This is a genomic window from Streptomyces dysideae (genome assembly GCF_001514305.1).
Taxonomy (GTDB): domain Bacteria; phylum Actinomycetota; class Actinomycetes; order Streptomycetales; family Streptomycetaceae; genus Streptomyces; species Streptomyces dysideae.
The window spans coordinates 528,857-543,340 of the sequence record NZ_KQ949075.1 but is presented as its reverse complement, the minus strand read 5'-3'; the positions used below and the strand labels follow the sequence as shown (position 1 = coordinate 543,340).

At 69.9% G+C, this 14,484-nt stretch carries 17 protein-coding genes and 1 pseudogene; 4 read left to right on the top strand and 14 right to left on the bottom strand.

Annotated elements, in window-relative coordinates; genetic code table 11:
* Positions 1–19: 19 nt before the first annotated feature.
* Positions 20–1,009 carry a 2,3,4,5-tetrahydropyridine-2,6-dicarboxylate N-succinyltransferase gene (dapD, locus tag AQJ91_RS02445; protein WP_067015493.1) on the bottom strand — a complete coding sequence of 330 codons (990 nt, stop codon included), beginning with the start codon at positions 1,007–1,009 and terminating at the stop codon, positions 20–22.
* 9 nt (positions 1,010–1,018) lie between these two features.
* Positions 1,019–2,254: an MFS transporter gene (locus tag AQJ91_RS02440; protein ID WP_067015490.1), complete on the bottom strand. Its 1,236-nt coding sequence runs from the start codon at positions 2,252–2,254 to the stop codon at positions 1,019–1,021.
* Between the two features lie 93 nt (positions 2,255–2,347).
* Between AQJ91_RS02440 and AQJ91_RS02435 the strand changes: the two genes are divergently transcribed.
* Positions 2,348–3,235: a winged helix-turn-helix transcriptional regulator gene (locus tag AQJ91_RS02435; RefSeq protein ID WP_067015487.1), complete on the top strand. Its 888-nt coding sequence runs from the start codon at positions 2,348–2,350 to the stop codon at positions 3,233–3,235.
* On the opposite strand, the gene AQJ91_RS02430 is transcribed toward AQJ91_RS02435, so the two are convergent.
* The 4 genes and pseudogenes from AQJ91_RS02430 to AQJ91_RS58080 form a co-directional block, all read right to left on the bottom strand.
* Complete coding sequence (locus tag AQJ91_RS02430) at positions 3,210–3,761, bottom strand: TetR/AcrR family transcriptional regulator (protein WP_067015484.1); 552 nt, start codon at positions 3,759–3,761, stop codon at positions 3,210–3,212. The two genes, AQJ91_RS02435 and AQJ91_RS02430, sit on opposite strands and share 26 nt — an antisense overlap.
* Positions 3,761–4,081 (bottom strand): DMT family transporter, encoded by a 321-nt coding sequence (locus tag AQJ91_RS02425; protein ID WP_067015481.1) that lies wholly within the window; start codon positions 4,079–4,081, stop codon positions 3,761–3,763. Before AQJ91_RS02425 ends, AQJ91_RS02430 begins: the two co-directional genes overlap by 1 nt.
* Positions 4,082–4,120: 39 nt before the next feature.
* The gene (locus tag AQJ91_RS55105) at positions 4,121–4,312 is read right to left on the bottom strand and encodes a hypothetical protein (protein WP_234381781.1); all 192 of its coding nucleotides are present in this window, start codon (positions 4,310–4,312) and stop codon (positions 4,121–4,123) included.
* Positions 4,313–4,672: 360 nt separating this feature from the next.
* A pseudogene (locus AQJ91_RS58080) lies at positions 4,673–4,900 on the bottom strand (sulfotransferase); the annotation flags it as partial.
* Between the two features lie 180 nt (positions 4,901–5,080).
* On the opposite strand from AQJ91_RS58080, the gene AQJ91_RS02420 reads away from it, so the two are divergent.
* Entirely contained in the window at positions 5,081–5,878 is a 798-nt protein-coding gene (locus AQJ91_RS02420; protein WP_067015480.1) for an AbfB domain-containing protein, read from the top strand.
* 57 nt (positions 5,879–5,935) lie between these two features.
* Here AQJ91_RS02420 and AQJ91_RS02415 read toward each other — a convergent pair whose 3' ends face one another.
* From AQJ91_RS02415 to AQJ91_RS02380, 8 genes are all read right to left on the bottom strand, one after another.
* Entirely contained in the window at positions 5,936–6,268 is a 333-nt protein-coding gene (locus AQJ91_RS02415) for a metal-sulfur cluster assembly factor (RefSeq protein WP_067015477.1), read from the bottom strand.
* Positions 6,265–6,732 carry a Fe-S cluster assembly sulfur transfer protein SufU gene (gene sufU / locus AQJ91_RS02410; protein ID WP_067016112.1) on the bottom strand — a complete coding sequence of 156 codons (468 nt, stop codon included), beginning with the start codon at positions 6,730–6,732 and terminating at the stop codon, positions 6,265–6,267. Before sufU ends, AQJ91_RS02415 begins: the two co-directional genes overlap by 4 nt.
* Positions 6,733–6,749: 17 nt before the next feature.
* Positions 6,750–8,006 (bottom strand): cysteine desulfurase, encoded by a 1,257-nt coding sequence (locus tag AQJ91_RS02405; RefSeq protein WP_067015475.1) that lies wholly within the window; start codon positions 8,004–8,006, stop codon positions 6,750–6,752.
* Entirely contained in the window at positions 8,003–8,794 is a 792-nt protein-coding gene (gene sufC / locus AQJ91_RS02400) for a Fe-S cluster assembly ATPase SufC (RefSeq protein WP_067015472.1), read from the bottom strand. The genes AQJ91_RS02405 and sufC overlap by 4 nt, the downstream gene beginning before the upstream one ends.
* A 7-nt stretch (positions 8,795–8,801) precedes the next feature.
* Positions 8,802–9,131: a non-heme iron oxygenase ferredoxin subunit gene (locus AQJ91_RS02395; protein ID WP_067015469.1), complete on the bottom strand. Its 330-nt coding sequence runs from the start codon at positions 9,129–9,131 to the stop codon at positions 8,802–8,804.
* Complete coding sequence (gene sufD / locus AQJ91_RS02390) at positions 9,131–10,348, bottom strand: Fe-S cluster assembly protein SufD (protein WP_067015466.1); 1,218 nt, start codon at positions 10,346–10,348, stop codon at positions 9,131–9,133. The genes AQJ91_RS02395 and sufD overlap by 1 nt, the downstream gene beginning before the upstream one ends.
* A gap of 61 nt (positions 10,349–10,409) precedes the next feature.
* On the bottom strand, positions 10,410–11,831 hold the full coding sequence (gene sufB / locus AQJ91_RS02385) for a Fe-S cluster assembly protein SufB (protein ID WP_031057584.1): 1,422 nt from the start codon (positions 11,829–11,831) through the stop codon (positions 10,410–10,412).
* Positions 11,828–12,589, bottom strand: coding sequence for a helix-turn-helix transcriptional regulator (locus AQJ91_RS02380; RefSeq protein WP_067015463.1), 762 nt, complete (start codon positions 12,587–12,589; stop codon positions 11,828–11,830). Before AQJ91_RS02380 ends, sufB begins: the two co-directional genes overlap by 4 nt.
* 161 nt (positions 12,590–12,750) lie before the next feature.
* On the opposite strand from AQJ91_RS02380, the gene AQJ91_RS02375 reads away from it, so the two are divergent.
* Complete coding sequence (locus AQJ91_RS02375; RefSeq protein WP_067015460.1) at positions 12,751–13,548, top strand: AAC(3) family N-acetyltransferase; 798 nt, start codon at positions 12,751–12,753, stop codon at positions 13,546–13,548.
* A 45-nt stretch (positions 13,549–13,593) separates the two neighbouring features.
* Positions 13,594–14,484: ABC transporter ATP-binding protein (locus tag AQJ91_RS48620; RefSeq protein WP_079084635.1), on the top strand; the 891-nt coding region annotated here is incomplete at its 3' end.

Here is a 14,484-nt window from a genome sequence, read left to right as displayed (position 1 = left end):
GTACGTGAGCGCGGGCGGGTCAGTTGTGGCTGTGCAGGATCTCGTTCAGGCCGCCCCAGACCGCGTTGTTCGGGCGGGCCTCGACCGTGCCGGTGACCGAGTTGCGGCGGAACATGATGTTGGAGGCGCCGGACAGCTCGCGGGCCTTGATGATCTGGCCGTCGGGCATGGTGACGCGGGTGCCGGCGGTGACGTACAGACCGGCCTCTACGACGCACTCGTCGCCGAGCGCGATGCCGACGCCCGCCTCGGCGCCGATCAGGCAGCGCTCGCCGATGGAGATGATCACGTTGCCGCCGCCGGACAGCGTGCCCATGGTGGAGGCGCCGCCGCCGATGTCGGAGCCGTCGCCGATGACGACGCCCGCGGAGATACGGCCCTCGACCATGGAGGTGCCGAGGGTGCCGGCGTTGAAGTTCACGAAGCCCTCGTGCATGACCGTGGTGCCCTCGGCGAGATGGGCGCCCAGGCGGACCCGGTCGGCGTCGGCGATGCGGACGCCCTTGGGGGCCACGTAGTCCGTCATGCGCGGGAACTTGTCGACCGACGTCACCTGGAGGTGCAGGCCCTCGGCGCGGGCGTTCAGCCGGACCTTCTCGACGTCGTCGACGGCGACCGGGCCGAGGGAGGTCCAGGCGACGTTGGCGAGGAAGCCGAACATGCCGTCCAGGCTCTGGCCGTGCGGCTTGACCAGCCGGTGCGAGAGGAGGTGGAGGCGGAGGTAGACGTCGTGGGCGTCGATGGGCTTGTCGTCGAGGGAGCCGATGACCGTGCGGACCGCGACCACCTCGACGCCCCGGCGGGCGTCCGGGCCGAGCGCCTTGGCGGCGCCCTCGCCGAGCAGTTCCACGGCCTTCTCGGCGGACAGCCGCTCCGTGCCGGACGGGCCGGGTTCGGCCTTCAGTTCGGGGGCGGGGAACCAGGTGTCGAGAACGGTGCCGTCAGCGGCGAGGGTGGCGAGGCCGGCGGCAACGGCGCCGGTGGTGCGAGGAGCAGTCGTGTCGGTCATGAGGGCAACCTAACGTGACGCCGCCCGCGGGGGCGAACCGGTGGGAGCACGTCTCACGTGCCGGGCAGCCGCCGACCGGGCTGAGCTGCGCCGACCGGCGACCAGCACCGCGACGCCCGCCAGTACCGCCAGCCCCGCGCACACCGGCCACAGCACTCCGGGCGCCGTCTCGTACACCAGACCGCCCAGCGGCGCGGCCAGGACCATGCCGCTGATCGACGCCCCGGCGTAGAGCGACTGGAAGCGGCCCTGGACGTGGTCGGGGGCCTCATCGGCGACGTAGGCCGTGGCGGTCGTCTTGTACAGCAGCTCGCCGAGGGTGAGCAGCGTCATCATCGCCACCGCCGTGGCGAGGCCGGCCCCCAGCAGCAGTACGCCGTAGCCGGCCCCGACCAGCAGCAGGCCGGAGCCCACGATGTGCAGCGGGGAGCGGCGGCGCAGGGCGAGTGCGGCGGGCAGTTCCAGGCAGAGCAGGATGCCGCCGTTGACGGCGAGCAGCGCCCCGTAGACGCCGATGTCGAGGCCGTGGTCGGCGAGGTGGACGGGGAAGGTCGAGTACTGCTGGCGGTAGACGACGTCGGTGACGAGGATCGCCGCCAGCAGGACCAGCACGGCCGGGCGGGCCCGCAGCTCGGGCCAGAGCCCGCCGCCGTTCCGGTCCTCCTTCCGCCGCGCACCGCCCGTCACCCGCGCGGGCACCACCCGGGCCGTCCAGCACGCGAGCCCGAGCGCGCCGAGGCCCTCCGCGACGTAGAGCCAGTCGTACGACAGCCGGGTCGCGACCAGCGCGCCGAGCACCGGCCCGACGGTGAACCCGCCGTTGCCGGCCGCCCGCACCACCGCGAACGCCTGGCGCCGCGCTCCCTCGGGCACGACGGCGGCGACGAGCGTGGAGTTCGCGGCGCGCTGTACTCCGGCGGCGTACTCGGCGACGGGCAGTGCGGCGAAGAGCAGCGGTGTCGGCAGGAGGGGTACGGCGGCCAGGACCAGCCCGGCCGTGGCCGCGGACGCGAGCAGCACGCGCCGGTGGCCGTACCGGTCGCCGAACCAGCCGCCGGTGAAGTTGCCCGCGACCAGGCCGACTCCGCCTATGCCGCTGAGCAGCCCCGCTTCGCCGGCGCCGAGGCCGCGCGGGCCGGTCAGATAGAGGAAGAGGTAGGCGAAGGCGACGCTCATCGCCGAGTTCGCGAAGGTGCCGCAGGCCAGCAGCCAGACCGTGCGGGGGACGTCCCTCAGTGTCCGCACCCGTCACCCTCCCCAGTGAGTTCCTTTTGGGAACTAACCATGTCAGCATGGCAACCTCGGGTCAACCGCCGGCGGACGAAGGGAGGCGGGCCGATGGCCCGCAGAACGAGCCTTGAGGACTCCAGCTGCGCCATCGCGCAGGCCCTGGACGTCGTCGGCGACTGGTGGACGCTACTGATCGTCCGGGACGCGGCACGCGGCGTGCATCGCTTCGACGAGCTGCAGCGTGAACTGGGCATGTCCCGCAAGGTGCTGACGGAACGGCTGCGGCTTCTCGTGGATGCCGAGGTACTGGTGCGGGTGCCGTATCAGGACCGTCCGGTGCGCCACGAGTACCGGCTGACTCCGCGCGGCCGGGCCCTGTTGCCGGTGCTCGTCGCCCTCCAGGACTGGGGAGACGCCTGGGTCCTGGGCGACGGAAGCACGACGGCCACGGCGACGGAGGCGTCCCTGGAGGCCCAGCGGGTCCACGAGCTGGTGGGCACCCGGATTCCCGAGCTGCGGCTGTCCGACCACGACGGCGAGCCGCGCGATCCGGTCGCCGCGGACACCCCGTACACGGTCCTGTACTGCTTCCCGGGCGCCTATGCGCGTGCCGGCGCCTACCCGCCCGGCTGGAACGACATTCCCGGCGCCCCCGGCTGCACCCTGGAGTCCTGCACCTACCGGGACCGGCTCGCCGACTTCACCGCCACGGGCGCCACCGTGCACGGTGTCTCCACCCAACGCCCGGACGAGCAGCGGGAGTTCGCGAAGAGGGAGCGGCTGCGCTTTCCGCTGCTGTCCGACGCCGGGCTGTCGCTGATCGCGGCCCTGCGGCTGCCGACGTTCCGGGCGGCGGGCGCCAGTCGGCTGAAGCGGCTGACGCTCGTCGTCGACCGGGAGCGAGTGGTGCGGGACGTGCAGTATCCGGTGCCGGACGTCGTGGCGAGCGTGGAGGAGGCGCTGGCGGCGGTCAGGCGGCTGGGCTCGCCGGAATGATCCGGGCCATCATCTCGCGCGCGTACTTCTCGTCGTACGCCTGGTCCGTGAGCAGTACTTGGAGACAGATCCCGTCCAGCATGGCCACCAGGGCCCGGGCCGTGGCCGGGTCCGTGTGGCGGGACAGCAGAGCGGCTAGGTTCTCGGCCCATTCGGCGGCGATGGGGCGCAGGGCGGGGCGGCGCAGAGCGGCCAGGTAGAGCTCGTACTCCAGCTCCACGCCGGTGCGGTCGCCCGCGAGCCACTCGCCCGTCAAGGAGGCGAGTTCGGCGGCCAGGTCGGTGCCGGGGCCCGTCAGGCCGCCGCGCGCCGCGATCAGCTCGGCGAAGCACTCGTTGGCCTGCCGCAGCGCGGCGACCATCAGCTCGTCGAGGGTCGTGAAGTGGTACGTCGTCGAGCCGAGCGGCACGTCGGCCTCGGCGGCGACCGAGCGGTGACTCAGGCCGGCGAGGCCCTTCCGGCCGACGACCCGGATCGCCGCGTCGATGATCCGCTGCCGCCGCTCGGGGTCGTGACGCCGGGCCATCAGTGCGCACCTCCCAGGTTCAGCACCACCACGCCGACGATGATCAGCGCGATGCCGGCGGCCTTGGCGGCGGTCATCCCCTCCCCCAGGAACACCAGGCCGATGGCGACGATGGCCGCGGTACCGGCGCCGGACCAGATCGCGTACGCCGTGCCGACCGAGACCGTCTTCAGCGTCTGGGCGAGCAGCGCGAACGAGACGACGTAACCGAGGCCGGTCAGCAGCGAGGGCCACAGCCTGCTGAAGCCGTCGCTGTACTTCATGGCGGTCGTGGCGGCCACCTCGGCCGCGATGGCTCCGGCGAGCAGAAGGAATCCCATGCGTACAAGCGTACACAACGATGCGTACGCCCGTACACATCAAGGCTGGACGGCCACGGGACCCGGTTCGCGCACCCGTGCCAGACGGTCGAGCGTCCGCCGCTTGGCGTGCGCGGCGCGGCGCAGTGCCGAGACGCGGAGGTAGCGGAGGAGCTCGGCGGGGCCGGGGCGGACGGCGCCGCTGAGTTCGTAGCCGTTGCGGACCACCGCTCGCCCAGTACCGCCTCGCACAGGCGGAACTGATCCGGCGTCAGCCGCCGCTGCCGGCTGCCCGTCCGGGAGGCGTCCAGGGCGCCGTGGGTGCGCCGGTGCCAGGTCTTGCGGGCGGGTACGGCGGTACGGTCCGGCCGGCGCGGCTCGGTCATGCCGGGGTCGTACTCCCCACCCAAGCAGGCGCAGAGATACTGGAGTTGGGGCTCCGGGTCCGCCACCAGGTCCTCGAAGCGCAGCTCGTGCGAAGTCGAGAGTGGGGGAGTCGGCGACCGACGACAACGCGGCAGATGGGCGTGCCAGCCCCCGCGTCTGCGGCATGATCCGCCGGACAGGCCCCAGTTCATGGAACCGGGTCTCCTTCCGGCCGGTGATCCAGTGGGCGAGCCCGGCGCGGTTGTCGGCGTCGCGCAGGTCCCCGAAACGGAGCCGGCCCTCGTAGGCGGGCAATACGAAGCGGGTTTCGGGGGGCAGCGCGATCCGGGGGTGGGCGTGCAGCATCAGCTGCAGCAGCGTCGTTCGGGAGCGGGCACAGCCGAGGACGAACACGGGCCGGGTGGCGGAGGCAGGTGCGGGTGTACCCACGTTTCCACGCTGGTGCCGCCGCATGAGACGAACCTTGGCCTGCCCTGAGAAAGAGATGTGGAAGAGGAGGGTGAGACAGAGGTGAGAACCGCTCGCCGCAAACGGCTGCTCCGCGAGCACTGGGTCCACTAGTGTTTCACCGTTCACATACCGGGCCATCGCAGCCGCGGCCGTCGCCTCATGACGCCGCTGGAGGAACAGCGCATGCCAGACAACAAGCCCCGGCCCGCCGAGGACCAACCGTGGGAGAACGGCTGGACTCCGGACACCTCCCGGGCGCCGGGCACTCGCCGTCTGTGGCTGGCCGGCACCATGGCGGTGGCCACCGTCGTCGCGTGCGTGACGGCAATAGCCGTGACGGACAAGGCGGCTGACGACCGGTCAGGTGCGGGCGCCGCCGCGAACACGACGGGCCCCGGCCTGATCTCGTTCGCCACCCCGTCGGAGACGGAGGCCGTCCCGCCCAAGGGCAAGAGCGCCCTCCCGACGGAACGGGCCACGACGACGGAACCCCGCCAGCACGGCACCAGCCCGTCACCGGCGGCGGAACCGTCCAAGTCCCCGTCCACCGAGCCCGGTTCGCCCACCCCCAAGCCTCCGGCGGTGAACTGGAAGTCGGTCCGCTCGGTGAACTACCCCGACCGCTACTGGCAGGTGAGCGGCAGCTACGTGAAACTCGCCCCGACCGCCTCCGCCTTCAAACTGGTCAAGGGCCTGGCCGACACGTCCTGCTACTCCTTCGCGACCACGGACGGCGCCTACCTCCGCCACCGCGAATTCCTCCTCCGCGCCGACCGCAACGACGGTTCGTCCCTCTTCAAGAAGGACGCCACCTTCTGCCCCCGCACCTCACCCCACTCGGGCGCGACCATGCTGGAGTCGGTCAACTACCCCGGCCGCTACCTCCGCCACCAGAACTTCCAGATCCGCCTGGACCCGTACCAGCACAGCGAGCTGTTCATCTCGGACTCGACGTTCTGGCTGGTGGACGGGGCGGCCTGAGGGCACGAGAAACGGCGACGCCCAAGGGGCGTCACCGTTTGCTTCGGTCAGCTGATCTCAGACGTTGAACCCCAGCGCCCGGAGCTGCTCCCGGCCGTCGTCCGTGATCTTGTCGGGGCCCCACGGCGGCATCCACACCCAGTTGATGCGGAGCTCGTTGACGAGGCCGTCCGTGGCGGACTTGGCCTGGTCCTCGATGACGTCCGTCAGCGGGCAGGCCGCCGAGGTCAGGGTCATGTCGATCGTCGCGATGTTCGCGTCGTCGATGTGGATGCCGTAGATGAGGCCGAGGTTGACGACATCGATGCCCAGCTCGGGGTCGACGACGTCGTACAGGGCCTCGCGGACCTCCTCCTCGGAGGCCGGCTTCATCTCCACGGTGTCGGTCATGCCGTCTTCCTTTCGGCGTCGGCTCCGCCCAGGGCCTGGGCCGTCGCGTCCTTCCACGCCATCCAGCTGAGGAGGGCGCACTTGACCCGGGCCGGGTACTTGGAGACACCGGCGAACGCGACCGCGTCCTCCAGCACCTCCTCCATCGCGTCGTCGGGTTCGATCTTCCCCTTGGACTGCATCAGCTCCAGGAAGGTCTCCTGGATCTTCTGCGCGTCGGACAGGTCCTTGCCGACCAGCAGGTCGTTCAGCACGGACGCGCTGGCCTGGCTGATCGAGCAGCCCTGGCCCTCGTAGGAGACGTCCTTGATCGTCGTGCCGTCGTACTTCACACGGAGGGTGATCTCGTCGCCGCAGGTCGGGTTCACATGGTGCACCTCGGCGTCGCCATCCCGCAGACCACGCCCGTGCGGGTGCTTGTAGTGGTCCAGGATGACTTCCTGGTACATGGAATCCAGTTTCACCTTGATCAGCACGCCCCTCAGCCGAAGAAGTTCCGTACGTGCTCCAGACCGTCGACCAGAGCGTCGATCTCGGCCGGCGTGGAGTACAGATAGAACGACGCTCGCGTGGTCGCAGGAATTCCGTAGCGGAGGCAGACCGGCCGTGCGCAGTGGTGGCCGACACGGACCGCGATGCCCTGCTCGTCGAGGACCTGGCCCACGTCGTGCGGGTGGATGTCCCCGAGAGTGAAGGAGATCGCGGCGCCCCGGTCCTCGGCCGTGGCCGGGCCGATGATCCGCAGGTCCGGGACCTCCGCAAGACGCCGCACCGCGTACTCGGTGAGCGCGTGCTCATGGGCGAGGATCTTCTCCATGCCGATCGAGTTCAGGTAGTCGATGGCCGCGCCCAGACCGACCGCCTGCGCGATCGGGGGCGTGCCCGCCTCGAACTTGTGCGGGGCGGGAGCGTACGTCGACGAGTGCATCGACACCGTCTCGATCATCTCGCCGCCGCCCAGGAACGGGGGCAGGTCCTCCAGGAGCTCCTGGCGGCCCCACAGCACACCGATGCCGGTCGGGCCGCACATCTTGTGCCCGGTGAAGGCCACGAAGTCGGCCTGCAGAGCCTGCACGTCGACCGGCATGTGCGGCGCGGCCTGCGAGGCGTCGATGCAGACCAGGGCGCCGACCTCCTGCGCGCGGCGCACTATCGCCTCGACCGGGTTGACCGTACCCAGGATGTTCGACACCAGCACGAAGGAGACGATCTTCGTCTTCTCGGTGATGATCTCGTCGATGTTGGACAGGTCGAGGCGGCCGTCGTCGGTCAGGCCGAACCACTTCAGCTTCGCGCCCGTGCGCTGCGCCAGCAGCTGCCACGGCACGATGTTGGAGTGGTGCTCCATCTCTGTGATGACGATCTCGGTCTCGTGGTCCACCCGGTAGGGCTCGTCGGCCCAGCCGAGCATGTTGGCCACGAGGTTGAGCGACTCGGAGGCGTTCTTCGTGAAGATCACCTCGTCGCGGCTGGGCGCGTTGATGAACTCGGCGGCCTTGTCACGCGCGCCCTCGTACAGCGCCGTGGCCTCCTCGGCGAGCACATGCACACCGCGGTGGACGTTGGCGTTGTAGCGCTCGTAGTACTCGCTCAGGGCGTCCAGTACCTGGCGCGGCTTCTGCGAGGTCGCCGCGTTGTCCAGGTAGACGAGCTTCCGGTCGTCGTGGACCAGACGGTCCAGGATCGGGAAGTCCTTGCGGATCGCCTCGGTGTCGAGGAGGCCCGGCAGCAATGTCACGCGACTTCCTCCTCTGAGTTCGCTCCGCTCACGGAGCCACCCTTCGTGTAGACCTCGTAGCCCTCGTTCTCCAGCTTGTCGGCGAGTTCGGCGCCGCCGGACTCGACGATGCGGCCGGCGGAGAAGACGTGGACGTAGTCGGGCTTGATGTAGCGCAGGATGCGCGTGTAGTGCGTGATCAGCAGGGTGCCGACCTCGCCGCTCTCGCGGACGCGGTTGACGCCCTCGGAGACGACACGGAGCGCGTCGACGTCCAGACCGGAGTCCGTCTCGTCGAGGATCGCGACCTTCGGCTTGAGCAGCTCGAGCTGGAGGATCTCGTGGCGCTTCTTCTCACCGCCGGAGAAGCCCTCGTTGACGTTGCGCTCGGCGAAGGACGGGTCCATGTTGAGGCGCTCCATGGCCTCCTTGACCTCCTTCACCCACGTACGCAGCTTGGGGGCCTCGCCGCGAATCGCGGTGGCGGAGGTGCGCAGGAAGTTGGAGACCGAGACGCCGGGGACCTCGACCGGGTACTGCATCGCCAGGAACAGGCCCGCGCGGGCGCGCTCGTCGACGGACATCTCCAGGACGTCCTCGCCGTCGAGGGTGACGGTGCCGCCGGTGATCGTGTACTTCGGGTGACCCGCGAGGGAGTAGGCGAGGGTCGACTTGCCCGAGCCGTTGGGGCCCATGATGGCGTGCGTCTCGCCCTGCTTCACGGTGAGGTCGACGCCCTTGAGGATCTCCTTCGTGGCGTTGTCGGCCTCGACGGTGACGTGCAGGTCTCGGATTTCAAGCGTTGCCATGGGTGCCTCAGGACTCCTGGGTGAGGGAGACGAGCACGTCGTCCCCTTCGATCTTTACGGGGTATACGGGGACGGGGCGCGTCGCGGGAAGGCCGGACGGCTTGCCGGTGCGGAGGTCGAAGCTGGAGCCGTGCAGCCAGCACTCGATCTGGCAGTCCTCCACCTCGCCCTCGGAGAGCGAGACGTTCGCGTGCGAGCAGATGTCGTGGATCGCGAACACCTCCCCCTCGGTCTTCACGACCGAGACCGGCGTGCCGTCGAGTTCCACCCGCTTCGGGGTGTCCTCCTCCAGCTCGCTCAGCCCACAGGCGCGTAGGAACGTCGAAGAGGCAGCCATCAGACCGACGCCTCCAGCTCCTCGTCGATCTTCACGAGGAGACGTTCCTCGATGTCGTCGACGCCGATCTGCTGGACCAGCTCGGCGAAGAAGCCCCGGACCACCAGACGGCGGGCCTCGTCGGCCGGGATGCCGCGGGCCATCAGGTAGAAGAGCTGCTCGTCGTCGAAGCGGCCGGTCGCCGAGGCGTGGCCGGCGCCGACGATCTCGCCGGTCTCGATCTCGAGGTTCGGTACGGAGTCCACGCGCGCCCCGTCCGTCAGGACCAGGTTGCGGTTCATCTCGTACGTGTCCGTGCCCTCGGCCTTGGCCTCGATCAGCACGTCACCGATCCACACCGCGTGCGCGTCGTCGCCCTGGAGCGCGCCCTTGTAGGCGACGTTGGACTTGCAGTGCGGGGTGTTGTGGTCGACGAGGAGGCGGTGCTCCTGGTGCTGACCGGCGTCGGTGAAGTAGAGGCCGAACAGCTCGGCCTCGGCGCCGGTGCCGGCGTACGCGACACGCGGGTGCAGGCGTACGAGGTCGCCGCCGAAGGTGACCACGAACGACTTGAAGGTGGCGTCCCGGCCGATCAGCGCGTTGTGCTGGCCCACGTGCACGGCCTTGTCGTCCCAGTCCTGGACGGAGACGACGGTCAGCTTGGCACCGTCGCCCAGGATGTAGTCGACGTTGGCGGCGAGCACGGCGTCACCGGTGTGGTCGATGACGACGACGGCCTCGGCGAAGGCGCCCAGCTCGATCACCTGGTGGCCGTAGGCGACCCCGCCCTCGCCGTGCACGGCGATACGGATCGGCTCGGTGAGCACCGTCTCCTTGGGGACGGTGACGACACCGGCCTTCTCGAACGCCGAGTACGCCTGGGCGGCGACGCGGTCCACCGGGGTGCCCGCCTTGCCGAGCCGCGCGTCGTCACGGCCGACGGTCTCGACGACGACGCCCTCGGGGGCGTCGACGGTGACCTGCAGGCCGTCGCCGGTCGCCACGGCGGTGCCGTCGTGCAGCCCGCGCAGGCGCTCCAGCGGGGTGAACCGCCACTCCTCCTCGCGGCCGTGCGGGACCGGGAAGTCCGCGACGTCGAAGGACGGGGGCGCGCTCATGCGCGTGGCGACGGTCGACTCGGCGGCCACCGCGATCTGGCCCGCGGTGGTGGACCCCACGGACGGGGGTCCCCCCGCCCGAACGGAGTTGAGGGTGGGGGAGTTCTGAGCCTCAGCCATGGCTGTCGGTCTGCTCTCTTTCCTACGTCAGATTTCGCTAGCTGTCTGCGGAGGGCGGGCCTTAGCCGACCGCGCCTTCCATCTGCAGCTCGATCAGCCGGTTGAGCTCGAGTGCGTACTCCATGGGCAGCTCCTTCGCGATGGGCTCGACGAAGCCGCGCACGATCATCGCCATCGCCTCGAACTCGCTCAGACCGCGGCTCATCAGGTAGAAGAGCTGGTCCTCGGAGACCTTGGAGACGGTCGCCTCGTGGCCCATGGACACGTCGTCCTCGCGGACGTCCACGTACGGGTACGTGTCGGAGCGGGAGATGGTGTCGACGAGCAGCGCGTCACAGAGCACGTTGGACTTGGAGCCGTGGGCGCCCTCGCCGATCTCCACCAGACCACGGTAGGAGGTACGGCCGCCACCGCGGGCGACGGACTTCGACACGATGTTGGAGGACGTGTTCGGCGCCATGTGGACCATCTTGGAGCCGGCGTCCTGGTGCTGCCCCTCGCCCGCGAAGGCGATGGAGAGGGTCTCACCCTTGGCGTGCTCGCCCATCAGGTAGACGGCCGGGTACTTCATCGTCACCTTGGAACCGATGTTGCCGTCGATCCACTCCATGGTCGCGCCCTCGTAGGCGACGGCACGCTTGGTGACCAGGTTGTAGACGTTGTTCGACCAGTTCTGGATGGTCGTGTAGCGGCAGCGGGCGTTCTTCTTGACGATGATCTCGACGACCGCGGAGTGCAGCGAGTCCGACTTGTAGATCGGCGCGGTGCAGCCCTCGACGTAGTGCACGTACGCACCCTCGTCGACGATGATCAGGGTCCGCTCGAACTGGCCCATGTTCTCCGTGTTGATCCGGAAGTAGGCCTGGAGCGGGATCTCGACGTGCACGCCCTTCGGCACGTAGATGAAGGAGCCGCCCGACCACACGGCGGTGTTCAGCGACGCGAACTTGTTGTCACCGACCGGGATGACGGTCCCGAAGTACTCCTTGAAGAGCTCCGGGTGCTCCTTCAGGGCCGTGTCGGTGTCGAGGAAGATGACGCCCTGCTCCTCCAGGTCCTCGCGGATCTGGTGGTAGACGACCTCGGACTCGTACTGGGCCGCGACACCGGCGACGAGGCGCTGCTTCTCCGCCTCCGGGATGCCCAGCTTGTCGTAGGTGTTCTTGATGTCCTCGGGCAGGTCCTCCCAGGACTCCGCCTGCTTCTCCGTGGAACGTACGAAGTACTTGATGTTGTCGAAGTCGATGCCCGACAGGTCCGAGCCCCAGTTCGGCATGGGCTTCTTGTCGAACAGGCGCAGGCCCTTGAGCCGGAGCTTGGTCATCCACTCCGGTTCGCTCTTCTTCGCCGAGATGTCGCGGACGACGTCCTCGTTGATGCCGCGCTTGGCAGAGGCGCCGGCCGTGTCGGAGTCGGCCCAGCCGTATTCGTACTTGCCCAGGCCCTCGAGCTCAGGGTGGGCAGTCTCCGTGGGGAGAGTCATGCGGGGTTCCTCCCGGCCGTGCTTGCAGATGCGTGGTGACTGTCAAGTTGCGTGTGGGAAATCTTCGGGATGAACGTCGTGCAGACGCCGTCGCCGTGGGCGATGGTCGCCAGCCGCTGGACGTGCGTCCCGAGCAGCTCGGCGAAGATCTCCGTCTCCGCCTCGCACAGCTGGGGGAACTGCTCCGCGACATGGGCCACCGGGCAGTGGTGCTGGCAGAGCTGCTCGCCCTTTTGAGGGAGGGGGGCGCTGCGCGCCGTAGCAGCGTACCCGTCCACGCTCAAGGCCTTGGCCAGCGCTTCTGTGCGTTTGTCGGGGGTGACCGCCTCGACCGCCTTGCGGTACGCGCGCGCCTGGGCGGCGATCCGGGCCCGGGCGAAAGCGGCGACCGCTTCCTGCCCGCCCTCGCGCTCGGCGATCCAGCGCAGCGCGTCCGCGGCGAGCTTGTCGTACGACTGGTCGAAGGCGTCGCGGCCACAATCGGTGAGGGCGAAGACCTTCGCGGGCCGCCCGCGCGTACGCGCGCCGTACACCCGCTGCTCCCGCGCCTCCACGACGTCGTCGGCGACCAGCGCGTCCAGATGCCGCCGTACGGCCGCCTGCGTCAGGCCCAGCCGTCCGGCGAGCTCGGCGACGGTCGACGGGCCGTGGTCCAGGATGGACCGCGCGACCCGGTTGCGTGTGGAACGCTCCCCGGTCGCAAGCTCCTCCTGAGGGGTCCCCGTGGGGGTGCCCCGAGTCACGCCGACGTTTTTCACAACGCCATTGTTGCGTAATTCCTCAAGACCAGGCAAGCCGCGTCCAGACCATCGGACGGTGCCCTACGTCACTTAGGCATACCTAATCTGACCTGCGGGTACGATCTTTGATCGATCAAATCGGTGGCACCGCGCCCCCTCGTCCGGAACACTCCCGAACCATGCCCACACCCCCTCCGACCGGGCCTCTTGTCACCCGGGACAGCGTCGCCGAGCAGCTTCGAGAGCTTGGCGTCCGAAGCGGTGAGACCCTCCTCGTCCACTCCTCGCTCAGCTCACTCGGCTGGGTCTGCGGAGGACCCGTCGCGGTCGTCCAGGGACTCCTCGACGCCCTCGGTCCGGACGGCACACTCGTCGTCCCCACCCAGACCGGCGACCTCTCGGACCCGGCCGTGTGGGGCAATCCACCGGTGCCCGAGGACTGGTGGGAGACGATCCGCGCCACCATGCCCGCCTACGACCCCCAGGTCACGCCCACGCGCGGGGTCGGCGTGATCCCGGAGACCGTACGGAACTGGCCGGACGCCCTGCGCAGCGCCCACCCGCAGACATCCTTCGCGGCGGTCGGCCCCCGCGCGGCCGAGATCACCGAGGGCCACGCCCCCGACTGCCGGCTCGGCGAGCGCAGCCCGCTCGCGCGGCTGGAGGCGCTCCACGCGCGCGTGCTCCTCATGGGCGCCGGCTACGACGCCTGCACCAGCTTCCACCTGGCCGAGTACCGCATACCGACGCCGCTCGTGAAGGTCGGCCGGCCGGGCCCCACGGGCTGGGAAGTCGTGACCGAGGTGTCCATCACCGACGACCGGTTCGACGAACTCGGGCATGACTTCGAGCGGGACCGGCCCGTCCTACGCGGCGCAGTGGGCGCCGCCGACGTACGGCTGTTCCCGGTCGCCGACGCCGTGGCCTATGCCGAGCGGTGGCTGGCCGTGCACCGGTCCCGCGAGGACGAGATGTGAACCCCCTGGTCTGGGGGACCGCTCGCGTACCTAGACTCTGGACCCATGCGAACTGAGCCCGTGATCCAGGTCCAGGCCCTGGTGAAGCGGTACGGCACGAAGACCGCGGTGGACGGCCTCGACCTGGTGGCCAAGGCGGGCGTGACCGCCGTACTCGGCCCCAACGGCGCGGGCAAGACGACGACGGTCGAGACCTGCGAGGGGTACCGGCGGCCGGACTCCGGCACAGTACGCGTCCTGGGCCTCGACCCGGTGAGACAGTCCGGCACCCTGCGCCCCCGCATCGGCGTGATGCTCCAGTCCGGCGGCGTCTACTCGGGCGCCCGCGCCGACGAGATGCTCCGCCATGTCGCCAAGCTGCACGCACACCCCCTGGACGTGGACGCCCTGATCGAGCGCCTCGGCCTCGGCAGCTGCGGCCGCACCACGTACCGCAGGCTGTCCGGCGGCCAGCAGCAACGGCTCGCGCTCGCCATGGCCGTCGTGGGCCGCCCGGAACTGGTGTTCCTCGACGAGCCGACCGCCGGCCTCGACCCGCAGGCCCGCCGCGCCACCTGGGACCTCGTCCGCGACCTGCGCACCGACGGCGTCTCCGTCATCCTCACCACCCACCACATGGACGAGGCCGAGCAGCTCGCCGACGACGTCGCGATCATCGACGCCGGCCGCGTCATCGCCCAGGGCTCCCCCGAGCAGCTGTGCCGCGGCGGCGCCGAGAACACCCTCCGCTTCACCGGCCGCCCGGGACTGGACGTGGCATCGCTCCTGAAAGCACTCCCGGCGGACTGCACGGCCGCCGAGCTCACACCCGGCTCGTACCGCGTCGTCGGCAAGGTCGACCCACAGCTGCTCGCGACGGTGACGTCGTGGTGTGCGCAGCACGGGGTGATACCGGACAGGATCTCGGTCGAACGGCACACCCTCGAAGATGTCTTT